Raw genomic sequence first — 23,339 nt, forward strand, 5'->3', positions numbered from 1 at the left:
CTCAAATCGCTTTTTGTGGCGGGTTATAGGTTTCCTGTAGTGGACGCCCGGTGTCGCGCAGCGACTGGTCGCCTCCGCTGCCAAACCCGTCTTTCCCGGCCGGCGTGATGATGGCGCGATTTTTGAGGATATGCGCAAGTGGCGCCGGTTCGGCGAAATAATAACCCTGCGCCTCGTCGCAGCCGCAAAGTTTCAATGCGGCAACCTGTTCGCTGTTTTCCACGCCCTCGGCGGTCACCTTCAGGCCGATCTGATCAGCCATGTCGATGATGGTGTTGACGATCGCCGAGCACATGGGATTGGCGGGCAGGCCGGAGACGAATTCGCGATCGATCTTGATCTTGTCGAAGGCCACGTGGGTCAGCGTGCTCAAACCGGCATAGCCGGTGCCGAAATCGTCAAGGGCGAGACGGACGCCTCTTTCTTTCAACAGCTTCAGAGCTCTTGCGCTGCTGTCGCGTTCCAGCATTGCCGTTTCCGTCACTTCCAGCTCCAGCCGTTCCGCCAGGAAGCCGGAGGTTTCAAGGGCGCGATCGACAACGGGGACGATGTCGTCATTGCCGAGCTGGACAGCGGAGAGGTTGACGGCCAGCCTGATGTCCTTTGGCCAGGCCATGGCATCCATGCAGGCCTGCGCCAGAACCCATTCGCCGAGCGGCTTGATGAAGTTGTTTTCTTCGGCAATGGCGATGAAGCGGTCCGGCGTGATGAGGCCAAGCTTGCTGTGCCGCCAGCGGGCCAGCGCTTCATAGGCGACGATGCGGCCGCTCTGCAGGTTGACCACGGGCTGGTAATGCAGCTCGAATTCGTGGTTTTCGAGGGCGGATTTCATGTCTATTTCCAGCGCGTGCTTGTGCTGCGCGGCCATGTCCATGCCGGGCTCGTAAAATACGAAAAGGCCGCAGCCCATGGATTTCGCCCGGTAAAGTCCGAGATCGGCCTGCTGCAGAAGCTGGGTAGCGGAGGTGCCGTGGTCCGGTGCGCAGGCGATGCCGATGCTGGTATCGACGCTGATGTCGCTGCCTTCGAGATTAAAGCTGCGTGAGACCGCGTGCACCACCCGTTTTGCCAACAGGGCGGCATCTGTCCGGTAGTCGTTGCTTCCCGCCTGAATTATGGCGAATTCGTCGCCACCGAGCCGGCTCACCATGTCGTTTTCACCGAGCACGGCGGAAATCCGTGAAGCGACGGCCACCAGCAAAGCATCGCCGGCAGCGTGGCCCAGCGTATCGTTGACGGCCTTGAAGCGGTCGAGATCGAGCAGCATGACGTTGAATGGCTGACCGGATACGGCAAGATGTTCGAGACGGTTCTCCAGCGTCTTCATCAGCAATACGCGGTTGGGAAGACCGGTCAGCGCATCGTGATGCGCCATATGTTCCAGCTGCTCGGCCATATCCCGTATCTGCCTGAGGCGCCCGCGTTCCAGAACCGCTTCGCGCAGCGTTTCAATGGCGGTTGCCATGTCGCCGATCTCGTCTCTGCGTTCCTGAAACGGCGTTACAATATCGGTTTCCTCGCGGGCGATCCGTAGCGTCGCCTGCACCAGGGCTGGAACGGGCTTCAGGAAATGCCTCGCGATCACCGTAACAAGTACGCCCGTGACCGTCAGCACCACGATCAGGGCGGCGAGCGAATTGTAGATCAGCTTGCGCTGCGCGCCGTAAAGTGCATCCGAACCGCCGATACTGACAGCGACCGCACCGATCGGTTTTTTTGTTTCCGTGCTGATGATCGGCAGCAGGCCGATGTAATGGCTGGACTCTCCGATGGTGGCAAAGCCGGTGGCGAACCGCGCCGCGACACCATCCTTCGCGAAAATGGGGTCCGTCGCGAGCGGTTTTTCGGCGTCATCGGTGGCGTTGTCGAAGGCTGCCGCGATCTGCCTGAAGCCGGAATCGGTTTCGTCATAGCGGAAAAGCCAGACGGCATTTTTGGTCTGCGCGCCGATGAGGGCAAGAACATCGCTGGGATTAAAGCCGGTAACGAGAATGGATTCGTCGTCGCCGATCGGCTTGTCGGTCAATATGCCGTTGACCTGACCGCCCTCGTCGGCGGTAACGCTGACATAGGTATAGATGCCGCGCAGCGTCGCACTGGCGATCTGAGAATTGACGCGGGCCTGATTGAGCCATTGCTCGCTGGCGGCGGCAACGAACATGTACCAGCCGACGAGCGCACCGATGCTGTAGGAAAAGATCACACCGCCCAGAAATATCAGGGTTATCTTGCTGGCAAGCGAACGGCGGCGCGAAAACCGGGCATTTTCCGGCTGCGTCGTTGAGTCAAGCGTGTGGCCGGGTTCAGTCTGTCTATCTATCCCCCGATAGGCAGTCTCTTCCATTCGCGATATTCCCCCGCGATGTCGCGTTATGATTGTTTTATGGAATTTTATAGGGCATGCATTTCAATGCTGTCTGCTAAATAATTCAACAAAGTTTAGATGCGATTAAGAATTAATCCGTCTTTTTATAGTCGTCGCTTATATAAGGCGCTGCTCGCCTGCACCCTGAGTTGAAAAAACCGGGTGCTGGCGATTATATTCTGGAGCGGCATCACCAAGACTTTATGACACGCTTTACGTGTTCTTCAAGGTGGATTCCCGGCTGCAGGGGGACGAGAATTGACCTTGCCAAGCAGCGGAGAAACGGCATGTTGTCCGCAACATGCCGGTTTCAGGGAAGATATCATGGCTCACAGGGGCAAAAACATCGCGCAACTTTCCGTTCTCATCCAGAGCGGTCATCTCGACCCACGTAGTTTGGTGGAGGAGACGCTCGATGCGATTGGTCAGGACGACGACCAGGCGATTTTTATCCGCCTGACGACCGAGCGCGCCATGGCGGAGGCTGAAGCGGCATCGAAACGCATTCGCGACGGCCGTTCCTGTGGTGTACTTGATGGTATTCCGGTGGCCTGGAAGGACCTTTTCGATCTCGAGGGCATGGCGACCACGGCCGGATCGACAGTGCTTGCGGAGAGCACAACGGCGTCCCGCGATGCGGATGTGGTGACGGCGCTGAAACAGGCGGGCATGATCTCAATCGGCCGCACCAATATGAGCGAGTTTGCCTTTTCCGGTCTCGGCATCAATCCGCATTATGGCACGCCGCGTAACCCCGCCTCGCAGGATGGCCACCGTTTGCCCGGCGGTTCGTCCTCCGGCGCGGGTGCGGCTGTGGCCGCCGGTCTGGTGCCGGTGGCGATCGGTACGGATACCGGCGGATCCGTGCGCATTCCCGCCGCCTTCAACGGCGTGGTGGGCTACAAGGCAAGCCGCGGCCGTTATTCGATGCGCGGCGTCTATCCCCTGGCGAAAAGCCTTGATTCACTCGGGCCGCTCACCCGCACCGTGCAGGATGCCGTCTGGGTGGATGCGGCCATGCGCGGCAAGGCCGCGGCTGATGTGGCGCGCGCACCTCTTTCCGGCCTGTCGCTGGTGGTGCCGGAGACAGTGTTTTTCGATGGTATCGAGGATGGCGTTGCGGCCGCCTTCGAGCAGGCGGTGGAGCGGCTGGTGCGTGCCGGCGCTTCGGTGCGGCGTCAAGCATTCCCGATTTTCTCCGAACTATTCGATCTTATAAGGGAAAAAGGCGCGCTGGTAACGGCGGAAGCCTTTTCCCTGCATAAAGCCCGGCTGGAAGGTGCGGATGCCGCGCGTATGGACCCGCGCGTCGTTGCCCGAACGAAGCTTGGTGCGAATATCTCCATGCCTGACTATATCGCCATTCTCGAGGCGCGCGAACGCATGACGGTGGCGTTTTCCGGCATGGTCGGCCGGCACGAGCTTCTAGTCTCGCCAACATTGCCGCATGTCGCGGCAAAGGTCGCGCCGCTCATCGATGATGACGATGCCTTTTTCGCCATGAATGCGAAAACCCTGCGCAACACCCAGATCGGTAATTTCTTCGATCTCTGTGGTGTTTCGATCCCCTGCGGAACAGGCGAGGCAGAAATGCCGGTCGGCCTGCTGCTTTCCGGCTTGCATGGGACGGATGATCACCTGCTGGGTGTGGCGATGGCTGCGGAAGAGATTGTTCGGGGCTAAAAGAGGGCTGTGGCTCACCCTACCAGTTTGTGAGCCTCTCCTCCGTCATCCTCGGGCCTGTCCCGAGGATCTGCGCCGGTCCATTTTGCGATATGTGATTGGATCCTCGGGACAGGCCCGAGGATGACGCCGAATGGGTGGATGGTGCAGGATGCATTTCGGCGCTTTGTAAGGCCGCTGCCCGAAAACCTTACCGAGCCGCCCAGTTGGCACCGCGGCGGAACATGGTTTTCATCTGCGGCACGGAGAACTCCTTGGCCTGATGGCCGAGCGCCGAATAGAAAACCCGGCCCTTGCCGTATTTGCGTTTCCACACCACCGGCATTACCACTCCGTCGATCCACCAGGCATGGTCGCCGGTGAATTTCGTCGTCGCCAGCACCTCGTTGGAGGGGTCGACATGCATGTAATATTGCTCCGACGTGTAGGGGAAATCGGAAATTCCCTCCATCAGCGGGTCATCGGGGCGGGTGATGTTGACGTGATAGTCGATGATGTTGCCGGGATGGGCGACCCACTGGCCGCCGATCATGAACTGGTATTCGACGCATTCGCGGAAACTGTCGCCCGCGCCGCCATGGAAACCTGCAATGCCGACGCCGTTTTCGACGGCGGCCGTGAGGTTCTTGATCTCTTCCTTCTCGATCTTCGACATGGTGACGATGGGCACAACGAGGCTGAGATCATGTACCGAAGGATCGGCGAAGGCCTCGGTTGAATGCTCCACATAGACCTTGAAACCGTCCTCCTCCAGCATGTCCTTGACGATGGTGGCGCATTCCTGCGGCTCATGGCCGCTCCAGCCGCCCCAGACGATGAGTGCTTCGCGCATTTATTTTCTCCTCCGGATTATTTACCGAGCTGGCCGTCGACCAGCGATGTTTCAAGCGGAGCAGGGCGCTCTGCCTTGGTGGTGATGGAAATGGTCGTGCCGCTGTCCGATGCCGTCTGGAAGGCTTCCATGACCTCCAGTACGTGCAAGGCAAGATCGCCATTGGCGCGGTGCGGGCGGTTCTCGCGGATCGCATGGGCCATGTCGGCGACGCCGATGGAACGGTAATTGCCGTCGGCATAGGGTGACGACAGCGCCTGCGGCTCGAACTGGCCGCCCTTTTTCAGCAATTGCACTTCGCCGCCGAAATGGTTGGGATCGGGCACGATCAACGTGCCCTCGGTGCCGTAGAGTTCCAGCGGCACGTGTTTGTGGCCCGCCACATCGAAGCTCATGCCCACCTGCACCACGGCGCGATTCTGGAAGGCCAGCACGCCGGAAACATGGGTTGCGACATGGACCGGGATTTTTTCACCGTTTTTCGGCTCGCTGGTGATGAGGCGTTCATTACGCGGGGCGATGGCAAAGCCGGCCACTTTGGCCACCGGGCCGAACAGGTTGACGAGATCGGTGATGTAATAGGGGCCCATATCCAGCATCGGCCCGCCGCCGACCTCGTAATAAAAGGCGGGGTTGGGGTGCCAGCGCTCATGACCGGGGCACATGAAGGTGGCCGTGCCGCCAACCGGTTGGCCCAGCACACCCTCATCGATCAGCCGGCGTGCGGTCTGGTGCCCGCCGCCAAGGAATGTATCCGGAGCTGAGCCGATGCGCAGGCCCTTTGCCTTTGCCGCATCCGCAAGGCGTTTGCCCTCGGCGAAATTGATGCCGAGCGGCTTTTCGGAATAGGCGTGCTTGCCGGCGTCCAGCGCGCGCAGCCCCACCTCCACATGCGCCTTGGGGATTGTCAGGTTGACGATGATCTCTACGGAAGGATCGGCGAGAAGCGCGTCGATGCTGGTTGCCTGAAGGCCAAATTCATCGGCGCGGGCTTTCGCCGCCGCCTCGTTCATATCCGCAAGACCGCGAATGTCGAGAATGGGAAACGACGCCATGGCCTTGAGATAGGCGCTGGAGATGTTGCCGCAGCCGATGATGCCGATACCGACCCTGTTCATGTGATTTCCTCCCGTAAATCAGAAATTCTTAAAGCCTGCCGCTCTGCCCTTATGGCTAAAGCGCCGGCCCCGTCGTGTTCCATGGCGATTCGTAAAGCTCGTAGAGTGCTACGGCTGCAGCCCCCTGCGCCCACAACTCATCGCTCGCAACGTCGAAAACCAGCTCCGCGACGCCGGCCAGCGAAGGCGGCACAGCGGCGTTGTAGCTGTCGCGGATGCTGGTAATGAAGGGTTCGCCCAGTTCGAGGCTGGAGCCGGTGATGATGACCCGTGGCGGTGCAAACAGCGTGACGATATTGGCAAGTGTCAGGCCCAGCGCCGCGCCGGCGCGCAGGGCTGCGGCAATGAGATCGTGATCTTCAGCCGCAATCAGCGCATGGGCATGCTGCATGCCGCGACCGAGCCGGATCGCCTCGGCAAATCGCCCATCCACCGGGCGTGAGCCCAAAATGGCATTTTCGCCGGCCTGACTCGCCAGCCGCACTGTGCCTTCATTGGCAAGACCGATGACGAGGTCGCCGAGATTGTGGCTGAGGCCGCCGGCACCGCGAAACAGCTGGTTCTGGTGCAAAACGCCAAGCCCGAGCGTCTGTTCAAGCGAAATCAGCACCATGTCTTCCAGATCGCGCGCATGGCCGAACCAGTGGTGGGCAAGGGTAATGGCGTGAGCGTCGCTTTCGATGATGGTCGGCGAGCTAAGACGCGCCGTCATTTCCTCGGCGAAATTGACGTTCACTTCGCGCAAAATCGGGCTGCTGCGGATTTTCCCGGTGCGATGCTCGATGACGCCGGGAAGACCGAGACAGACCATATCGACATCTTCCAGGGACAGGCCGGCATCGACCACGCAGCGGCGAACCCCGTCCTCCACCAGATCGGCGATGACGCCAATCGGCTGGCGGTCGACACGGATCGGCAGGGCGAGGGTGGAAAGCACATTACCGCAGAAATCGGTGACAACGAAAACCATGCGGCTTGCGGCGATCTTGGCGCCCACCACGCGGGCGGCATCCGGGTTCAGCTCCAGCATCACCCGCGGCCTGCCGCGTGCGCCTTCGGTGCGGATATCACCGAGATGACGGGTCAGTATAAGCCCGTCATCAAGCAGCGAGGCGGTAATCGCCGAAACGGTGGTGGTGGAAAGCTGCGTTCTTTCGCTGATTTCCACCCGCGAGATCGGCCCGTGGCGGCGGATGCTATCCAGCACGCTTAGCCTGTTGATCGCGCGCATCAATTCTGGGTCTGCGGTCTTCATGGTGTCCTGCTGCGATCAATGCCGGTTCGAGAACCGATTTATGTCGGGTTACGGATTAAATAACGGTCTAGGGGAGGGGTGTGTCAAGCGGTTCGCGCAAAAAATCGGCGTGGCGCCTTGACATTGTGCGAGGGCTAATGTGAATTAATCCGCATTGGGGAATAAATGAGGAAATCCCCGAGGGAGGATCACCATCATGACGATTTGGCACGCAGGCGCAAGCCTGAGCGGCAGGCTGACAGGCTTTGCCACAACGACAAGCATTGCTCTCATGCTCGGCACCGCCAGCGCCTCGGCCGCGACAGTGGTTAAATGGATGCATGTGGAACTGGACCCGAAAGCCGTGGCCGTCTGGGAGGAGATTGCCAAGGATTTCGAGACCAAGCACCCTGATGTGGATGTGCAGCTGCAATTCCTGGAAAACGAAGCCTTCAAGGCGAAGTTGCCGACTTTGCTGCAATCCAATGACGTTCCGGATTTTTTCTATAGCTGGGGCGGCGGCGTTCTTGAGGAACAGTCCAAAACCGGCGCGCTGAAGGATCTGACCGAGGTTTTCGACGCCGATGGCGGCAAGCTGCGGCAGGCCTATAATGCTTCGGCGATCGACGGCCTGTCCTTTGATGGCAAGGTCTGGGCCGTGCCTTACAAGGTCAGCCTCGTCAGCTTCTTTTATAACAAGGAGTTGTTTGCCAAAGCCGGCGTGAAGGCGGAAGACATCAAGAGCTGGGATGATCTCGGCGCCACGGTCAAAAAGATCAAGGAAGCCGGCATCGTGCCGATTGCCGGTGGCGGCGGTGAAAAATGGCCGATCCATTTCTACTGGAGCTACCTCGTCATGCGCAATGGCGGGCAGGCCGTGTTCGACGCCGCCCGCAAGGGTGAGGGTGAAGGTTTCATGGATCCGGCCATCATCAAGGCCGGCGAGCAGCTGGCCGAATTTGGCAAGCTGGAACCCTTCCAGCCCGGTTATCTCGGCTCCACCTGGCCGCAGGCGCTGGGCGTCTTCGGTGACGGCAAGGCGGCGATGATCCTCGGTTTCGACAATACCGAAGCCAACCAGCGCAAGAATGCCGGTGATGGCAAAGGACTTGCCGCCGACAATATTGGCCGCTTCGCATTCCCTGCTGTCGAAGGCGGTGCCGGTAAGGCAACCGATACGCTGGGCGGCCTGAACGGCTGGGCAGTCACGAAAAACGCTTCCAAGGAAGCGATCGATTTTGCAACATTCCTGACCAGCAAGGAAAGTGAAGAGAAGATGGCGGCAGCCGGCATGATCCTGCCCGTTGCGACGGGTGCGGATGGTGCGGTCAAGAACCCGCTGTTGGCGGATTCGGCCAAGCAGCTTGCCGGCTCCACCTGGCACCAGAACTTCTTCGACCAGACGCTGGGTGCTGCCGTCGGCCGCGTCGTCAATGATGTCTCCGTCGAGATCGTCTCCGGCCAGATGAGCGCGGAAGAGGGCGCCAAGCAAATTCAGGACGCTTTCGAGCTTCGCTGATTGTCACCTGCATTGCGGCCGCCGCGCTAAAACGCGGCGCCGCGATATCTGCATAAAAGAAAGCGGATAGAGATGACGGATATTTCCATGACTTCTGCGTCCATACCGGCGCGCGGCGCGGCAAAGGCGAAGCGCAAGCAAAGTTCGGTTGCGCATGACCGGGCGCTGACCCTTCTGGTGTTTCTGCCGCCGGCATTGTTGCTCTTTACCCTGTTCGTCATCCTGCCCATGGGTGAGGCGGCGTGGTACAGCCTTTATCGCTGGAACGGCTATGGCACGCCGACGGATTTCGTGGGCTTAAGGAATTTTCAGGTCCTGTTCGGCAATGCCGCCTTCTCGCAGGCTCTGCTCAACAACGGCCTCATCATCCTGATTTCCATTCTGATCCAGATTCCACTGGCCATCTGGCTCGCCACGATGCTGGCGCACCGCATTCCGGGCGTCGTCGCCTTCCGGCTGGTGTTCTTTCTGCCCTATGTGCTGGCGGATGTGGCCGCGGGTCTGATCTGGCGTTTCGTTTATGATGGCGATTATGGCCTCTTCGCCGCCATTTCCAATTTCTTCGGCTTTGCCAACCCTTACGTGCTGGCCGACAAGGATGTGGCGATCTATGCCGTGCTTGGCGTCATCGTCTGGAAATATTTCGGTTTCCACATGATGCTGTTCATCGCCGGCCTTCAGTCCGTCGACAAGAACGTGCTGGAAGCCGCCGAAATCGATGGCGCTTCCGGCTGGCAGAAGTTCCGTTATGTAACCTTGCCGATGCTCGGCTCCACCGTTCGCCTGTCCGTCTTCTTTGCGGTTATCGGCTCACTGCAGCTGTTCGACATGATCATGCCGCTCACCGGCGGCGGTCCATCCAACTCCACGCAGACCATGGTCACGTTCCTCTACACTTACGGCGTCATGCGCATGCAGGTGGGGCTTGGCAGTGCGGTCGGCGTTGTTCTTTTCGTCATCTGCGTGACGCTCGCCTTCGGTTACAAAAGGATTTTCATGCGCCATGACTGACACATCCACCTCCGTGCGCATGCCGCTGCAAACCAAGCTTTATCTTTATATATCGCTGAGCCTGATCGCGGCCATCGTGCTCATCCCGTTGCTCACCACCGCACTTGGCGGCTTCAAGACGCTGGGAGACCTGCGCGTCAACCCGTTCGGCATTCCGGCGGAATGGCAATGGGCCAATTACGGCGATATTCTCTTCGGCAAACGTTACTGGCTGCAGATTTTCAATTCGCTGGTCATCGCGCTGTTGACGGTGTTCCTGACGCTCACCGTTTCGGCCATGGCGGCCTTCACCTTCGCGCATGTGAAGTTCTTCGGCTCGTCATTCCTGCTCAATTATTTCCTGCTGGGGCTGATGTTCCCGGCGGCCACCGCCATCCTGCCGCTGTTCATCCGCATCCGGGATCTCGGCCTGCTCGACACCTATTGGGGTGTGGTGCTGCCGCAGGTGGCCTTCGGGCTTGGCATGAGCATTCTCCTGTTCCGCAACTATTTCCGCAATCTGCCGGAGGAACTGTTTCAGGCTGCTTTCGTGGATGGCTGCGGTTATCTGCGGTTCTTCTGGCACATTTCCCTACCACTTTCGCGACCCATCGTCGCTACCGTCGGCATCGTTTCCTTCGTTGGCAGCTGGAACAGCTATATCCTGCCGCTGATCATGCTGAATTCGGAATCGAAATATCCCTGGCCGCTCGGCATCATGGTTTATCGTGGCGAATTCGGCACCGAATGGCAGCTGGTGCTCGCCTTTATCACGCTGACGATCCTGCCGACCGTCATCGTCTTCTTCCTCGCACAGAAACACATCATCGCGGGCCTGACGGCCGGTGCCGTCAAATCGTGACCTGAAAGGAGCAAAACATGGCTTCCGTCGAACTTAAGGATATCGCCAAGTCCTACGCCTCGCTCGATGTCATCCACGGCATCTCGCTTGATATAGCGGATGGTGAGTTCATCGCGCTGGTCGGCCCTTCCGGTTGCGGCAAGTCCACGCTTCTGCGCATGATCGCCGGGCTGGAGGAAATCACCGGCGGGGATATCCTCATCGGCGACAAGGTGGTCAACGGCATGACGCCGCGTGAGCGCAACATCGCCATGGTGTTCCAGTCCTATGCGCTTTATCCGCACATGACGGTGGCCGAAAATATGGGCTTCAATCTGAAGCTCGCCGGCCAGCCGAAAAACGTCATAGAGGAACGCGTGGCGGAAGCCGCCCGCATGCTCGATCTCGGCAAGCTTCTGGATCGTAAACCCTCGCAGCTTTCCGGTGGCCAGCGCCAGCGCGTCGCCATGGGCCGCGCCGTGGTGCGTAACCCGGCGGTCTTCCTGTTTGATGAGCCGCTCTCCAATCTGGACGCCAAGCTGCGCGTGCAGATGCGCAGCGAAATCAAGGCGCTGCATCAGAAAGTTGGCACGACGTCGATCTATGTCACCCATGACCAGATCGAGGCCATGACGCTGGCGGACCGGGTGGTGGTACTTAATCACGGTCGTATCGAACAGCAGGGCACGCCGCTGGAACTTTACAAGACGCCCGCTAATCTCTTCGTTGCCGCCTTCATCGGCTCACCGGCCATGAACCTCATTGAAGGTGTGGTCGATGGCGAGGGCGATCAGCCCGCCGCCCGGCTGAAGGACGGCACCGCGATCCGCATTGCCGCGACACGCAAGGTCAAGCGCGGCCAGCCGGTGACGATCGGGCTTCGCCCCGAACATATCGGCTCGACCATTGGCGGCGATATCTCGCTTTCCGGCCGCACCGTGCTGGTGGAACCAACCGGTGCACAGACCCATGTGGTCTTTGAACTGGCGGGTGATCAGGTGACGGCCGTGGTGGATGGCGAGCAGCTGGTGAAGGTCAACGCACCCTTTGCCGCCACCGTGCATCATGAACGCGTGCATGTGTTCGACAGGGCCAGCGGGCTGGCGCTTTAAACCTGTTTCGCTTTTTTAGTGAAATAGCGAAATTCTCTCGCCCCTCCGCTTTTGGGGCTTGTCTGAAAATTACGAGCGGTTAGCTTGGCGCTGGGGTCAAAGCGGTTTTACCGCTAAACTGTATCGATACAGGGAGGTTATTTTATGAGAACGATCAAGGGACCGGGTCTTTTTCTCGGCCAGTTTGCCGGTGATGCTGCCCCCTTCAACAGCTGGGATGGCATTACCAAATGGGCAGCGGAAAAGGGTTATGCCGGCGTGCAGGTGCCGACATGGGCCGGGCAGCTGATCGATCTCAAAAAAGCGGCGGAATCGAAGGATTATTGCGATGAGTTCGCCGGCGTGGCGCGCCAGAACGGTGTTGAGGTAACCGAACTTTCCACCCATCTGCAGGGCCAGCTGGTTGCCGTTCATCCCGCTTATGACGAGGCCTTTGATGGCTTTGCAGCGCCTGAAGTGCGCGGCAACCCCAAGGCCCGGCAACAATGGGCCGTCGAGCAGGTGAAGCTTGCGCTGAAAGCCTCGAAAAACCTCGGCATCAAGGCACATGCCACATTCTCCGGTGCGCTTGCCTGGCCGTTCGTTTATCCGTGGCCGCAGCGTCCGGCCGGGCTGGTGGAAGCTGCCTTTGACGAGCTGGCAAAACGCTGGACGCCTATCCTTGATTATGCCGATGAGCAGGGCGTGGATGTCTGCTACGAAATCCATCCGGGCGAAGACCTGCATGATGGCGTGACCTTCGAGATGTTCCTGGAACGCGTAAAGAACCACAGCCGCGCCAACATGCTCTACGACCCGTCGCATTACGTGCTGCAATGCCTCGATTATCTCGACAATATCGACATCTACAAAGACCGTATCAAGATGTTCCACGTCAAGGACGCGGAGTTCAACCCGACCGGCCGGCAGGGCGTTTACGGCGGTTATCAGGGCTGGGTGGAGCGCGCCGGTCGCTTCCGTTCGCTGGGCGACGGGCAGGTGGATTTCGGTGCGGTCTTCTCGAAAATGGCGGCCAATGATTTCGACGGCTGGGCCGTGGTCGAATGGGAATGCGCGCTGAAACACCCCGAAGACGGCGCCCGCGAAGGGGCGGAATTCGTCAAGGCGCATATCATCCGCGTCACGGACAAAGCCTTTGACGATTTCGCATCTGGTGGCACCGACGATGCGGCCAACCGCCGTATGCTTGGGCTTTGAAAACGTTTCAGGGGAGATATTATGGCTATTGAAGGAAAGACAACCGACAAGGCGAACAAGCGGATTCGTCTTGGCATGGTGGGTGGCGGTTCGGGCGCATTTATCGGCGGCGTCCATCGTATGGCGGCAAGGCTCGACAATCGTTTCGATCTTGTGGCGGGGGCCCTGTCCTCCACGCCGGAAAAATCCCTCGCATCCGGCCGCGAACTGGGGCTCGATCCCGAGCGTTGCTATGGCTCCTTCGAGGAAATGGCCGAGAAGGAAGCGCTGCGCGAGGATGGTATCGAGGCGGTGGCGATCGTCACGCCCAATCATGTGCATTATCCGGCTGCGAAAGCCTTTCTCGAGCGCGGTATCCATGTCATCTGCGACAAGCCGCTGACCTCCAATCTGGAAGACGCCAAAAAGCTGAAGGACGTGGCCGACAGGGCTGATGCGCTGTTCATCCTCACCCATAACTATACCGGTTATCCGATGGTGCGGCATGCCCGGGAACTGGTACAGGCCGGTGCACTCGGCACAATCCGTCTGGTGCAGATGGAATATCCCCAGGACTGGCTGACGGAAGCGGTGGAACAGACCGGCGCGAAACAGGCCGTCTGGCGCACCGATCCGGCCCAATCCGGCGTCGGTGGCTCCACCGGCGATATCGGCACCCATGCCTATAATCTCGGTTGCTTCATTTCCGGTCTGGAAGCCGATGAACTGGCAGCGGATGTACATACCTTCGTCGAAGGCCGTCGGCTGGACGACAATGCGCATGTAATGCTTAGGTTCAAGGCCAAGGACGGCAAGCAGGCCGCCAAGGGTTTGCTCTGGTGCAGCCAGGTTGCGGTTGGCCATGAAAATGGTCTGAAAATCCGTGTTTATGGTGATAAGGCGGGCATCGAGTGGACGCAGGCCGATCCGAACTATCTGTGGTTTACGAAGCTGGGCGAGCCGAAACAGCTGATTACCCGCGGTGGTGCTGGCGCCGGGGCAGCCGCCGCCCGTGTCACCCGCATTCCGTCAGGCCATCCGGAAGGATATCTGGAAGCCTTCGCCACCATCTATACCGAGGCAGCCCATGCCATCGAAGCCCGCCGCACCGGCACAGCGCTGGACAAGGCGGTGATCTATCCGACCGTTGATGATGGGGTAAAGGGTGTTGCCTTCGTTACCGCCTGCATCGAATCCGGCAAAAACAATGGCGGCTGGGTGAAGCTGTAAGACTGGACATGACGTTCCCGCGTCATCTTCTCTCCGCCCGGAGCAGAAGATGGCGCGGGGTCGATCAATAAACGGCCGTATCCGTCGCCGATGGTTTACCGTCCCAGATGCTGCTCGCCGCGCTTTTTCGCCAGCTCGATCTGCTGCTGTCGATCGCGGAAACGCTGGCGGTCCTCTTCCGTGCGGTCATCGAAACAGCTCGGGCAGGAAACGCCTTCCTCGAATTTGGGTGAAAGGCGTACTTCCGGCGTTATCGGGTTGCGGCAGGCATGGCAGAGCTGGTGGTTGCCTTCGGCAAGGCCGTGCACCACCGAAACGCGCTCGTCGAAGACGAAACAGGCGCCTTCCCAGAGGCTTTCTTCTTCCGGCACCTCTTCCAGATATTTCAGGATACCGCCCTTGAGGTGATAGACCTCATCGAAGCCCTGTTCCTTCATGAAGGCGGTGGCCTTCTCGCAGCGAATGCCGCCGGTGCAATACATGGCGATCTTCGGCTTGTTGTGCAGGCCGGGATTGTTCTTCACCCAGTCGGGAAACTCGCGAAAGGTCTTGGTCTGCGGATCGACCGCGCCCTTGAAGACGCCGATGGCGGTCTCGTAGTCATTGCGCGTATCGATGAGGATGGTGTCCGGATCGGAAATCAGCGCATTCCAGTCCTGTGGCTCGACATAGGTGCCGACGATGCGGTTCGGATCGATGTCAGGCACGCCCATGGTGACGATCTCTTTCTTGAGCTTCACCTTCAGCCGCACGAAAGGCATGTGCGAAGCGCGGCTTTCCTTGTGCTCCAGCGCGGCAAATTCCGGCTGGGCGCGCAGGAAGGCAAGCACCGTGTGAATGCCCGCATCCGGCCCCGCAATCGTGCCGTTGATACCTTCGGCGGCCAGCAGCAATGTGCCCTTGACGCCGTTTTTCTGGCAGAGCTCGAACAGCTGTTCGCGCAGGCTCTCGAACCGCGGCAGGCGGGCAAAATGGTAAAGTGCGGCCACAAGGAAATCACCAGAGACTTCCGGGCGGGGGAGAATGGTCGTGTCGGTCATGGGCGCTGAAATACAGCGACGGCGGCCGCAAAGCAATATTTATCCGCTGCGGCCAGCATTTTGAAAATCGTCAAATATCCAGGAGAAAGAGGCGAATGGCAGGCGGTTGGTGCCTCACATCCGGCATGGGCGAGAGGACGAGACCTCGCTTCCGTCATGCTTGGGCTTGTCCCAAGGATCTAAGCACGGAGCATAAACCGACAGGTTGCAGATCCTCGGGACAAGCCCGAGGATGACGCCGAATGTGGTGTGACACCCTTTCCCAACATCGCCGTTGTCGGCCTATTTCGCCGCCTGCCGCCACAAAAGGCCGACGATACGGCTTTCGGTGCGGGCGGACTCGGAAAAAACCTCGTCCGCCAGTTCAAGGCCTTCCGCGCGCAGCGCCTGCTGCCTTACGATGATCGCATCGAGAAGAAGTGCCAGACGTTCGCCATTGCCGAAACGGTCCGGTTCCCGGTCGGCAACGGCGGCGAGTACCGAGAGGTCATGCTCATGGCCGAGAATATCGACCAGCCGCTTGGTATCGGCACGCTTGGCGCGCATGGCGGAGGGCCAGAGGCGGCGCATGAGGCCCAGATGCATCCAGTGGGTCTGCCCCGCTTTTCGCAATTCGTGAAAATGCTCGACATCCGCCTGGTCGCGACAATCCGAGAGCGCTTTTCGTGCCTTCGCCCGTTGTTTTGCCCAGCTGCTTCTCACCAGCCTGACTGTCTTTTTCAGGTCATCCGGCAGGGAGAGAGCTTCAAGCCTTTCGTGTCCCGCCTCGCAGCCGGCGATCGCCGCCGCTATGGCGTCGTCAAGATCCACCTCGTGGTTGAGGGCATCGTCGCGACGTTCGCGCAGCATTGCCGTGATCGATCGCAACGCCTCACCCTGCGCGTCGGAGAGCGCAAAAGCCTCGAGATATTCCGCCGTTTCAACGAGTGCCGTCGCATCCCGCGCGAAGGCCAGTGAACGGGCGATATCGCGGAAACGGGCATTCTCCTCGCTGCTGAAATCGGGCGCCGCCTTGCGGATCAGGCGGTAGAGCGCCCGCAGCCGCTTGAAGCGTTTGCGCGCATCGTGAACCGCCTCATGTGATCCCGAGGGCTGGTCGCGCAGGATGGTGATCGCATCCTCGATCAGTTCCAGCCCGGCGCGGCGGATCTCGTCGCCGAAGGGCTTTTTCGGATCAATCCTGAAGGGCATCCGGCAAGTCTCCACTCGAACAGTCCATGGCAAGCGACTGGTTGGAAAAGCGACGGTCACCCGTCACTTCTTTCCCGAGCCAAGCGGGCAGGTCCGGGTTGGCGTTCTCATCGTTCATTTCGACTTCGGCGACGACCAGCCCCTGATACTGGCCTTCGAAAACATCGATTTCCCAGGTGAAACCGCCATGATCAACGGTGTGACGCGTCTTTTCTATCACCACACCCGGTGCGCTTGCCATCAGCTCTTCCGCGTCCTTGAGGGGAATGGAATATTCATATTCGTCCCGGACAAGTGCACTTGCGCCGATCTTGATGGTCAGTGTCGCATCACGCCCATTGACGATCCTGACCCGGACCGAGCGATTTTCCAGCGAAGCGACATATGCCTGCCGGAAAGCCATGCTATGCGTCACCTCATCGCGCCATTCACCGCCTGCAACAAGAAACTTCCGTTCAATTTCCTTGGCCATGCTGTCTCCGCAAACTGGTGCGCCAGATTATCGCAAGATGACGTCGCGAAGAAGCGAATTGATTGAAGTATCTGGATAAAAAATGGCCCTGCCATGCCTCGACATCATAGCCGGGGCAGGCTAATCGGTAAACGGGATTTCAATCGTTTCAATCGCGCAAGGGAGGCTCATCGTGGCCCAGGACTCCGAAAAACTTCTTTCCATCCTCAAACTTCAGCCGGTCGTGCCGGTGCTGATCGTGGATGATGCCGCTTCCGCCGTGCCGCTCGCGCGCGCTTTGGTCGCAGGCGGCCTGAAGGCAATCGAGATCACCATGCGGACACCGGCGGCACTGGATGCCATCCGCGCAGTTGCGGCGGAAGTGGAAGGTGCCAATGTCGGTGCCGGTACCATTCTCAACGCCCGGGATTTTGAAGCCGCTGCCGAAGCAGGCTCCACCTTCATCGTCAGCCCCGGCATCAATAAAAGCGTGCTGGAAGCGGCGCGCGGTTCCAACGTGCCGTTGCTTCCGGGCGCAGCCACCGCCAGCGAAGTCATGGCGCTGCGGGATGAGGGTTACAAGGTCCTGAAATTCTTCCCCGCCGAACAGGCTGGCGGTGCGCCTTACCTCAAGGCGCTGTCGTCGCCGCTCGCCGGCACGGTGTTCTGCCCGACCGGCAGCGTTTCGCTGAAGAATGCCAACGACTATCTGTCTCTGCCGAACGTCGTCTGCGTCGGCGGCTCCTGGGTTGCACCACGCGAACTGGTGGCGACCGGCGACTGGGCTGGCATCACCAAGCTCGCCGCTGAAGCAGCAGCACTGCGCGGCTGATTGACATTGCTTCAAACCCGTTCACGAAGGCGTGAGCGGGTTTGACATTTATATTCGCGCCGCGGCTTCCTATCTCACCTGTAGATTTTGACCTCTACAGGAGATTTTGATGTTCGACGCCAAGAAGCTTCTTGAACAATTCCTCGGCTCGCAGGTGCCGGGCCTTTCGGGAAGCGTCCGTGACAGAGCCGGGCAGGCCGCCGATATCGCCAAGAACAATCCCCTCAAGGCCGGTGCTCTCGCCGCCGCCATTCTGGGCACCAAGACCGGCCGCAAGCTCGCCGGCAATGTTGCCACCATCGGCGGCGTCGCCGCCATCGCCGGCCTCGGTTATCTCGCCTACAAGAATTACAAGTCCGGTCAGGCGCCCGAAGTCGCGCCGAAACCCGAGCCGGAGCTGCTTGCTCCCCCCGCCGATTCCGCCTTCCATCCGCAGTCGCCCGCTCTCTCCAATGATTTTGCCCTGAAACTCATCCAGGCGATGATCGCTGCCGCCAAGGCAGACGGTCATATCGATGAGAAGGAGCGCGCCAATATCATGGACAAGGTACAGGTCTCCGGCCTCGATACCGAGGCAGAGCGGTTCCTGGAAAAGGAACTGGCCGATCCGCTGGACATCGATGCACTGGTGGCTGCCGCTCGCACGGAAGAGCAGAAAGTGGAGCTTTATACCGCCTCGCGGCTTGCCATCGAGGCCGATACGCGTGCGGAGCGGGGTTATCTCGATCTTCTTGCCGGGCGGCTGGGGTTGCCGGATGCGCTCGTGGATCACATTGAGGCGACCGTGGTGGCGGCGAAGGTCTAGGTCGAAGTTGGGGCTCACCCCCTCTGCCCTGCCGGGCATCTCCCCCTCAAGGGGGGAGATCGACCCGAGGCGGCCTTTCGGCTATTTTCAACGTTGCGAGTGGGTGAGCGTTGCCTTCTGGCTGATCTCCCCCCTTGAGGGGGAGATGCCCGGCAGGGCAGAGGGGGGTGAACCACACCCACCAAAGCGGAAACGCGACCACTGCCGACATGTCCCACTTCCCGGTTGTCATCCCATCCCGCTTGCCCTAATCCTTGTCCCAGACAATGGGGAAGAGAATGCGCGATCTGAGTGATTTCAAAGGATGTCCGGCGCCAAAGCCGGTGGTGTTGAAGGGCCGTTACGTGACGGCGGAGCCGTTTGATCGTGGCAGCCATCTGACAAAGCTCTGGGCCGCACTTGGCGGTGAGGGCGTGAATGCACTTCTCAAATATTTTCCGCAAAACGCTTTTCCCGATGCCGACGCCTTTGGCGACTGGCTGATCGGCGCGGGGCAGAAACTCAACTGGGTCACGCTGGTCTTCGTGGAAAATGCCAGCGGTGATGTGGTGGGCATGGCGAGCTACATGCGGCCCGATCCTGCCAATGGCGTGGTCGAGGTCGGTTCCGTCGCTCATGGCGGCAAGATGAAGCGCTCGCCTTTGTCCACCGAGGTGCATTACCTGATGGCGAAACATGTTTTCGAAGATCTGGGTTACCGCCGCTATGAGTGGAAATGCCACAACGAAAACGAGCCCTCCAAGATCACCGCGAAACGTTATGGTTTCACCTTCGAGGGCGTTTTCCGTCAACATATGATCTCGAAAGGTGAGAACCGCGATACCGCGTGGTTTTCCATGATCGACGGCGAATGGCCGCTGATCGGCAAGGCCTTTGAAATCTGGCTTTCGCCGGAGAATTTTGCAGATGACGGAGCGCAGAAGCGCAAGCTCGAAGATATACGTGCGGAGCTTGCCAATGGCTGAGAAGAAGGATTGGTCGCCGGCTATAGCCGCCGCCCTCATCATCATCGGCTTTGGACTGGTGTTCTTCGTCATGCCGAAAATCATGCTGTGGCTGGGTGATTATTCGCCTTGGCTTGCGGCTGCATTCGGCACTGTAGCGGTGCTCTGTTTCTTCCTGCTGTTCTGGCTGCGTGCGCGTTACCAGCGCCGCCGCGACGGTTAGAGCACGCAGGTGCTCTAACTCTTTTGTTGTAAGGCATTTCCAGAACGTAAGCCGCGAAGCATTTTTACCGGAAATGCCCTAGAGTCGAAGCGAAGCGCCGAGCAATAACAGCCCCATGATCAAAACGAACAGCGCACCGGCGATTTCGATCGCGTGGCTGATGCCGGCTGCCTTGCGGCTGCCGGGGCCGGCAAAACGCACCGCAAGCCCTTTGGCCGATACCGCCATGATGGCGAGAGCGGACACCATGATGGCGGTGCCGAGCGACATGGCCAGCACGGACAGCACACCGCCGAGATAAAGCCCGTTCAGAAGCGCGAAGCTCATGACGATGATGGCACCCGAGCAGGGCCGCAGCCCGACCGCAATGATGGCCGACCAGGCCTCATGCAGGCTGAAATTCTTGCTTTTCAAAAGCATGGGATCGGGTGCGTGGGATTTGCCGCAGGCCGAGCAGAGGTCGCTCGTGCCATCATGATCGTGATCGGCAAAGACCGGCTTGCCCTGGAACCGCAGCCCCGTGCCCATGCCGCTCGTTCTGCCCGCCGATGTTTCGCCTGCCGTAGCGAAGACGGCGACGGGTTCACGCTTTATGCGCAGCGACCAGAGTTTGCGCACCAGAAGCCAGGCGCCGAACATCGCCACCATGGCGAAACTGGCGATCTCCATCGCCTGTGTCGCCTTGGTCATGGTGATCGAGGTGCCACGCAGCACGAGCCAGGCCGCGCCGACGAGGCCGATGGCGACTGCGCCCTGAATGAGTGCCGAGACGAAGGAAATCAGGATGCCGCGTCTCAGCTGTGTTTCATTGGCGATCATGTAGGACGAAATGACGGCCTTGCCATGGCCAGGCCCGGCGGCATGGAAAACGCCATAAGCAAAGGAAAGGCCTATCAGCGAGCCAAGCGCCCAGCCATCCTCGCGCATGGCTTTCAACGCGCCGGTCAGCGCCCGGTAGAACATCTGCTGATGTACATTGATCCATTGCATTAAAGGCGCAAATGGCCCGCCGACGGAAAATGACGGTTCGGCCGAACCGATGCCAAGTGGCGATTGCGCATGTGCCACGCCGGCAACGGCAAGCAGGCCGATGGCCGCAATGGCCAGGGGCCCGGCCAGACGGCCGCTGCGGCTCAGCATGTCACCTCCAGCCGGGTGGCGAAGAGCTTCGTCATGTCGGTACCGGTCGGATCATTGAAGAACGCATCGGTAAGCGAACTCTGGTTCTGCGAGATCACCTCGTCGGGATCAGGGCGAACGACATGGTGCTTGCAGGCATTCAGATCCTTGCCCTCGGTGGCAATATCGGCGTCCTTGGCAAAATCGATCGCCGTATACATGGTCGGATCCCAGGCGCCGAAACTCAGCTTGCCTTTCACCGCAAGCGGTTTGGCGGGTTTTACGGAAAAGAACATCAGGATCTGCTGATCCTTGTAATCCACGTGAATGGCGTCCGGTTTGGCAAATTCTACCGGTTTTCCGTTGGCGGTGATGAAGGTGTAATAGGAATATTCGGCAAGCGACTCCAGCACCGTGGTGCCGATTTCAGCCAGCTCGTCCTTGTCCAGCTTCAGATCGCTGTTCTTGTCGTAGTCCATCACCACGCTTGCCGAGAACATCTCGTCAAAACGCCAGATATTGCGCACTTCCTGAACGGTGCCGTTCGGCCCCTCGACAATTTCCATGCGCGCTTCGGCGAAGATATGTGGATGCGCCGATGCCGCGACGGGAATACAGGCAAGGCCAGCCGCGAGAAGCAAAAATCGTCTGTTCATTATCCGGTCTGTCCTGCCTTCGAATCTCGAAGGCCCGAGTCTAGCAGAAATTGGGACCGAATTTCGACCCGGGGCCGACCGACGGGATATTTCAGAAGGTGCCGGTGAAACGTGAGGTGACGCTGGAGCCGCTATAAGAGAAGTCGGTGTCGCGCTCGCCATGCAGAAGGCGGTTGAATTCCACTTCAAGCTTGCTGCTCTTGCCGGTATCGATTGACAATGTGGCCACAAGTCTGCGTTCGCTGGTGTCGTAGTTGTAGTAAATCCAGTCCTTGTGAACGCGCTGCAGTGCAAGGTTGAGCCCCACCTTGTCGGTGAGCTTGCTCTTCATGACCAACTGCCAGCGCCGATGGAATTCGGCAATCGGGTCATCCGGGTCGAAAAGCGCATAGTCCTGCGAAAAACCGGCGCCGAAGGCGATTCGGTCAGTTGCTTTTACCTCGGCCTCCGTTCGTAGATAGGGCCGGGTGCGTTTCACCTTGTCGCTGATCTCGTCACCGGAAATGGTTGTGAGGCCCGCCTCGGCCAGAACCGCGAAACGGTCGGAGAACCTGTAACCATAGCCAAGCGAACCGCGCAGCGTATTGGCCTCGAACCGCTCATATTTTTCCTGTTGGCTTTCCGGCACGACGATGCGGTCATAAGCGAGTGTCAGTCCGGCTTCGCCGCCGGCCAGCGGTCGTTCATGTTCAGCCTTGAGGGATAAAAGTGCCTCATTGGCCTCCAGCCGGGTGGGCAGGAAATAGGCTGGCCTGAAACGCGCCTTGCCTTTCATCAGGCTGGCGAGGCTTGCCGTCAGCGTGTTCTTGCCGCCCAAAGCGAGGATGCCGAGCTGGGAAGAGGCCTCCAGCTTGTGGTCCAGCCGCCGATAACCGATGTCTTCTTCTGGCAGGTGCACGAAGATATCACCGGCATCACTGCGCGTGCCACGCAACTCGATCGCCCATTCCAGCTTTTCGGAAAAACGCTTGGTCAACCCCAGCGAGGCAATGGTGTTGTGTTCATTGGCAAAACTATACCGGGGGAGACGGACCTCTTCATGCTCGAGCGCGTAACGCAGCTCCGCCCCTTCCAGCGCGATCTTGCCGTTGAGCCCGAAGCCGGCGCGCAGCGAAATCGCGCTCAGACGATTGGTATCGGCAAAATAATTTGTGTCATAGGCGACACCCGACTTATAGGTGACAGCGTGCTCATCCGCACTTTCACCCGCCCGTGCGCCGGAGCCACAGGCAAGCCCAAGAACAAGCGCGATACATCCCCCCAGTCGCATTCGCATCTCCGGTCTCTAATTAAGCAATATCTTATATTTAGATGGTTAATAAAGTTTCCGGGGTTTTTTTATTGTCGCAGCGGCAAATGATTACTCGCTGCAATCAGATTCATCTGGATGAGCGCCGCGCAAGATAGATAAAACTTTATTAAATTCACAAGTATTAGTGTTAATTGTTTATTGTAATATTAGCCTTTGCTTGAATTAGAATCCTCTAAATATACAGTTCAGTTACGCCAGATGGCGTGATCAAACATAAGAGGAGAGAGAAATGATTGCTAAATTTGCTTGCGTAGCCGCTATTCTTACTGTCGCTTCCGTTGGTCAGGCCAATGCCGGCGGTCTTCTGGGCGGTATCCTTTCCGGAAACAGCAACAAGGGTGGCGCGCTCGTTGTGGTGTCGCCAAGCATCGATCTGGGGCTCAACGGCATCCTGTCCAACAACGGGATCCTGAACGGCAACAAGACCGGTATCCTGAGCGGTATCCTGAACGGCAACAAGACCTCTGTCGACGTCATCGACAACAAGAATGACGGCGGCAAGAAGCGCCGGCACTAAAAGACTAGACCGAAGATCGACAGGGATTTTCGATGAGAACGATGCGCGCAGGACATAAGCCGGGAACGATCCGAGTTGCGTCTGTATGACGCATGGCGCTTCCGGCAACAACAAACGGCGCATCGCACAACTGAAAGGGGGCCTCGTGG

Annotated in this window: 22 protein-coding genes; 12 read left to right on the forward strand and 10 right to left on the reverse strand. The window is 59.2% G+C overall.

Features of this window, described 5'->3' with window-relative positions; genetic code table 11:
• Position 1: 1 nt before the first annotated feature.
• Positions 2-2,344 carry an EAL domain-containing protein gene (locus EXN68_RS15815; RefSeq protein WP_142841795.1) on the reverse strand — a complete coding sequence of 781 codons (2,343 nt, stop codon included), beginning with the start codon at positions 2,342-2,344 and terminating at the stop codon, positions 2-4.
• A gap of 345 nt (positions 2,345-2,689) precedes the next feature.
• Between EXN68_RS15815 and EXN68_RS15820 the strand changes: the two genes are divergently transcribed.
• On the forward strand, positions 2,690-4,048 hold the full coding sequence (locus EXN68_RS15820) for an amidase (protein WP_142841796.1): 1,359 nt from the start codon (positions 2,690-2,692) through the stop codon (positions 4,046-4,048).
• 190 nt (positions 4,049-4,238) lie between these two features.
• Here the strand turns inward: EXN68_RS15820 and EXN68_RS15825 are convergent, their stop codons facing one another.
• Genes EXN68_RS15825 through EXN68_RS15835 form a run of 3 tightly spaced genes read right to left on the reverse strand, consistent with a single transcriptional unit; the run spans position 4,239 to position 7,253 of the window.
• Complete coding sequence (locus EXN68_RS15825; RefSeq protein WP_003523774.1) at positions 4,239-4,880, reverse strand: ThuA domain-containing protein; 642 nt, start codon at positions 4,878-4,880, stop codon at positions 4,239-4,241.
• A 17-nt stretch (positions 4,881-4,897) separates the two neighbouring features.
• Complete coding sequence (locus tag EXN68_RS15830; protein WP_142841797.1) at positions 4,898-5,998, reverse strand: Gfo/Idh/MocA family protein; 1,101 nt, start codon at positions 5,996-5,998, stop codon at positions 4,898-4,900.
• Between the two features lie 55 nt (positions 5,999-6,053).
• Positions 6,054-7,253, reverse strand: coding sequence for an ROK family transcriptional regulator (locus EXN68_RS15835; RefSeq protein ID WP_142841798.1), 1,200 nt, complete (start codon positions 7,251-7,253; stop codon positions 6,054-6,056).
• 196 nt (positions 7,254-7,449) lie between these two features.
• Here EXN68_RS15835 and EXN68_RS15840 point away from each other — a divergent pair, with 196 nt between their 5' ends.
• The 6 genes from EXN68_RS15840 to EXN68_RS15865 all read left to right on the forward strand — a co-directional run bounded on the left by EXN68_RS15840 (position 7,450) and on the right by EXN68_RS15865 (position 14,100).
• Positions 7,450-8,751, forward strand: coding sequence for an ABC transporter substrate-binding protein (locus EXN68_RS15840; protein WP_142841799.1), 1,302 nt, complete (start codon positions 7,450-7,452; stop codon positions 8,749-8,751).
• Positions 8,752-8,823: 72 nt separating this feature from the next.
• Positions 8,824-9,762, forward strand: coding sequence for a carbohydrate ABC transporter permease (locus EXN68_RS15845; RefSeq protein WP_065117675.1), 939 nt, complete (start codon positions 8,824-8,826; stop codon positions 9,760-9,762).
• Positions 9,755-10,603 (forward strand): carbohydrate ABC transporter permease, encoded by an 849-nt coding sequence (locus tag EXN68_RS15850; protein ID WP_035220775.1) that lies wholly within the window; start codon positions 9,755-9,757, stop codon positions 10,601-10,603. The genes EXN68_RS15845 and EXN68_RS15850 overlap by 8 nt, the downstream gene beginning before the upstream one ends.
• A gap of 17 nt (positions 10,604-10,620) precedes the next feature.
• Positions 10,621-11,694: an ABC transporter ATP-binding protein gene (locus EXN68_RS15855; protein ID WP_142841800.1), complete on the forward strand. Its 1,074-nt coding sequence runs from the start codon at positions 10,621-10,623 to the stop codon at positions 11,692-11,694.
• A gap of 144 nt (positions 11,695-11,838) precedes the next feature.
• Complete coding sequence (locus tag EXN68_RS15860; protein ID WP_142841801.1) at positions 11,839-12,891, forward strand: sugar phosphate isomerase/epimerase family protein; 1,053 nt, start codon at positions 11,839-11,841, stop codon at positions 12,889-12,891.
• Between the two features lie 21 nt (positions 12,892-12,912).
• Positions 12,913-14,100, forward strand: coding sequence for a Gfo/Idh/MocA family protein (locus EXN68_RS15865; RefSeq protein ID WP_142841802.1), 1,188 nt, complete (start codon positions 12,913-12,915; stop codon positions 14,098-14,100).
• 95 nt (positions 14,101-14,195) lie between these two features.
• Here EXN68_RS15865 and trhO read toward each other — a convergent pair whose 3' ends face one another.
• From trhO to EXN68_RS15880, 3 genes are all read right to left on the reverse strand, one after another.
• Positions 14,196-15,140: an oxygen-dependent tRNA uridine(34) hydroxylase TrhO gene (gene trhO / locus EXN68_RS15870; RefSeq protein ID WP_142841803.1), complete on the reverse strand. Its 945-nt coding sequence runs from the start codon at positions 15,138-15,140 to the stop codon at positions 14,196-14,198.
• Positions 15,141-15,422: 282 nt separating this feature from the next.
• A complete protein-coding gene (locus tag EXN68_RS15875; protein WP_142841804.1) occupies positions 15,423-16,331 on the reverse strand; it encodes a CHAD domain-containing protein in 909 nt (302 codons plus the stop codon).
• Positions 16,315-16,803, reverse strand: a complete 489-nt coding sequence (locus tag EXN68_RS15880; protein WP_142841805.1) for a CYTH domain-containing protein — start codon at positions 16,801-16,803, stop codon at positions 16,315-16,317. Before EXN68_RS15880 ends, EXN68_RS15875 begins: the two co-directional genes overlap by 17 nt.
• Positions 16,804-16,975: 172 nt before the next feature.
• Here EXN68_RS15880 and EXN68_RS15885 point away from each other — a divergent pair, with 172 nt between their 5' ends.
• The 4 genes from EXN68_RS15885 (at position 16,976) to EXN68_RS15905 (ending at position 19,586) form a co-directional block, all read left to right on the forward strand.
• Entirely contained in the window at positions 16,976-17,614 is a 639-nt protein-coding gene (locus tag EXN68_RS15885) for a 2-dehydro-3-deoxy-phosphogluconate aldolase (RefSeq protein ID WP_052820675.1), read from the forward strand.
• A 109-nt stretch (positions 17,615-17,723) separates the two neighbouring features.
• Positions 17,724-18,419 carry a tellurite resistance TerB family protein gene (locus tag EXN68_RS15890; protein WP_046802057.1) on the forward strand — a complete coding sequence of 232 codons (696 nt, stop codon included), beginning with the start codon at positions 17,724-17,726 and terminating at the stop codon, positions 18,417-18,419.
• A 278-nt stretch (positions 18,420-18,697) separates the two neighbouring features.
• Complete coding sequence (locus EXN68_RS15900; RefSeq protein WP_142841806.1) at positions 18,698-19,384, forward strand: GNAT family N-acetyltransferase; 687 nt, start codon at positions 18,698-18,700, stop codon at positions 19,382-19,384.
• Entirely contained in the window at positions 19,377-19,586 is a 210-nt protein-coding gene (locus EXN68_RS15905) for a hypothetical protein (protein ID WP_142841807.1), read from the forward strand. The genes EXN68_RS15900 and EXN68_RS15905 overlap by 8 nt, the downstream gene beginning before the upstream one ends.
• Before the next feature lie 78 nt (positions 19,587-19,664).
• Here EXN68_RS15905 and EXN68_RS15910 read toward each other — a convergent pair whose 3' ends face one another.
• From EXN68_RS15910 to EXN68_RS15920, 3 genes are all read right to left on the reverse strand, one after another.
• The gene (locus EXN68_RS15910) at positions 19,665-20,726 is read right to left on the reverse strand and encodes a nickel/cobalt transporter (RefSeq protein ID WP_142841808.1); all 1,062 of its coding nucleotides are present in this window, start codon (positions 20,724-20,726) and stop codon (positions 19,665-19,667) included.
• Positions 20,720-21,361 carry a DUF1007 family protein gene (locus EXN68_RS15915; protein WP_046802053.1) on the reverse strand — a complete coding sequence of 214 codons (642 nt, stop codon included), beginning with the start codon at positions 21,359-21,361 and terminating at the stop codon, positions 20,720-20,722. The genes EXN68_RS15910 and EXN68_RS15915 overlap by 7 nt, the downstream gene beginning before the upstream one ends.
• A 91-nt stretch (positions 21,362-21,452) precedes the next feature.
• Positions 21,453-22,631, reverse strand: coding sequence for a hypothetical protein (locus tag EXN68_RS15920; RefSeq protein WP_142841809.1), 1,179 nt, complete (start codon positions 22,629-22,631; stop codon positions 21,453-21,455).
• 271 nt (positions 22,632-22,902) lie between these two features.
• On the opposite strand from EXN68_RS15920, the gene EXN68_RS15925 reads away from it, so the two are divergent.
• The gene (locus EXN68_RS15925; RefSeq protein WP_142841810.1) at positions 22,903-23,190 is read left to right on the forward strand and encodes a hypothetical protein; all 288 of its coding nucleotides are present in this window, start codon (positions 22,903-22,905) and stop codon (positions 23,188-23,190) included.
• The last annotated feature ends 149 nt before the right edge of the window (positions 23,191-23,339 follow it).

Origin of the sequence: Martinezella rhizogenes (genome assembly GCF_007002745.1) — a bacterium.
GTDB lineage: Bacteria > Pseudomonadota > Alphaproteobacteria > Rhizobiales > Rhizobiaceae > Agrobacterium > Agrobacterium cucumeris.

What these genes read in the sequence shown, in the direction of transcription:
- EXN68_RS15815 (WP_142841795.1), bottom strand. Translation starts at nt 2,344, where the DNA reads ATGGAAGAGACTGCCTATCGGGGGATAGATAGACAGACTGAACCCGGC.
- EXN68_RS15820 (WP_142841796.1), top strand. Translation starts at nt 2,690, where the DNA reads ATGGCTCACAGGGGCAAAAACATCGCGCAACTTTCCGTTCTCATCCAG.
- EXN68_RS15825 (WP_003523774.1), bottom strand. Translation starts at nt 4,880, where the DNA reads ATGCGCGAAGCACTCATCGTCTGGGGCGGCTGGAGCGGCCATGAGCCG.
- EXN68_RS15830 (WP_142841797.1), bottom strand. Translation starts at nt 5,998, where the DNA reads ATGAACAGGGTCGGTATCGGCATCATCGGCTGCGGCAACATCTCCAGC.
- EXN68_RS15835 (WP_142841798.1), bottom strand. Translation starts at nt 7,253, where the DNA reads ATGAAGACCGCAGACCCAGAATTGATGCGCGCGATCAACAGGCTAAGC.
- EXN68_RS15840 (WP_142841799.1), top strand. Translation starts at nt 7,450, where the DNA reads ATGACGATTTGGCACGCAGGCGCAAGCCTGAGCGGCAGGCTGACAGGC.
- EXN68_RS15845 (WP_065117675.1), top strand. Translation starts at nt 8,824, where the DNA reads ATGACGGATATTTCCATGACTTCTGCGTCCATACCGGCGCGCGGCGCG.
- EXN68_RS15850 (WP_035220775.1), top strand. Translation starts at nt 9,755, where the DNA reads ATGACTGACACATCCACCTCCGTGCGCATGCCGCTGCAAACCAAGCTT.
- EXN68_RS15855 (WP_142841800.1), top strand. Translation starts at nt 10,621, where the DNA reads ATGGCTTCCGTCGAACTTAAGGATATCGCCAAGTCCTACGCCTCGCTC.
- EXN68_RS15860 (WP_142841801.1), top strand. Translation starts at nt 11,839, where the DNA reads ATGAGAACGATCAAGGGACCGGGTCTTTTTCTCGGCCAGTTTGCCGGT.
- EXN68_RS15865 (WP_142841802.1), top strand. Translation starts at nt 12,913, where the DNA reads ATGGCTATTGAAGGAAAGACAACCGACAAGGCGAACAAGCGGATTCGT.
- trhO (WP_142841803.1), bottom strand. Translation starts at nt 15,140, where the DNA reads ATGACCGACACGACCATTCTCCCCCGCCCGGAAGTCTCTGGTGATTTC.
- EXN68_RS15875 (WP_142841804.1), bottom strand. Translation starts at nt 16,331, where the DNA reads ATGCCCTTCAGGATTGATCCGAAAAAGCCCTTCGGCGACGAGATCCGC.
- EXN68_RS15880 (WP_142841805.1), bottom strand. Translation starts at nt 16,803, where the DNA reads ATGGCCAAGGAAATTGAACGGAAGTTTCTTGTTGCAGGCGGTGAATGG.
- EXN68_RS15890 (WP_046802057.1), top strand. Translation starts at nt 17,724, where the DNA reads ATGTTCGACGCCAAGAAGCTTCTTGAACAATTCCTCGGCTCGCAGGTG.
- EXN68_RS15900 (WP_142841806.1), top strand. Translation starts at nt 18,698, where the DNA reads ATGCGCGATCTGAGTGATTTCAAAGGATGTCCGGCGCCAAAGCCGGTG.
- EXN68_RS15905 (WP_142841807.1), top strand. Translation starts at nt 19,377, where the DNA reads ATGGCTGAGAAGAAGGATTGGTCGCCGGCTATAGCCGCCGCCCTCATC.
- EXN68_RS15910 (WP_142841808.1), bottom strand. Translation starts at nt 20,726, where the DNA reads ATGCTGAGCCGCAGCGGCCGTCTGGCCGGGCCCCTGGCCATTGCGGCC.
- EXN68_RS15915 (WP_046802053.1), bottom strand. Translation starts at nt 21,361, where the DNA reads ATGAACAGACGATTTTTGCTTCTCGCGGCTGGCCTTGCCTGTATTCCC.
- EXN68_RS15920 (WP_142841809.1), bottom strand. Translation starts at nt 22,631, where the DNA reads ATGCGACTGGGGGGATGTATCGCGCTTGTTCTTGGGCTTGCCTGTGGC.
- EXN68_RS15925 (WP_142841810.1), top strand. Translation starts at nt 22,903, where the DNA reads ATGATTGCTAAATTTGCTTGCGTAGCCGCTATTCTTACTGTCGCTTCC.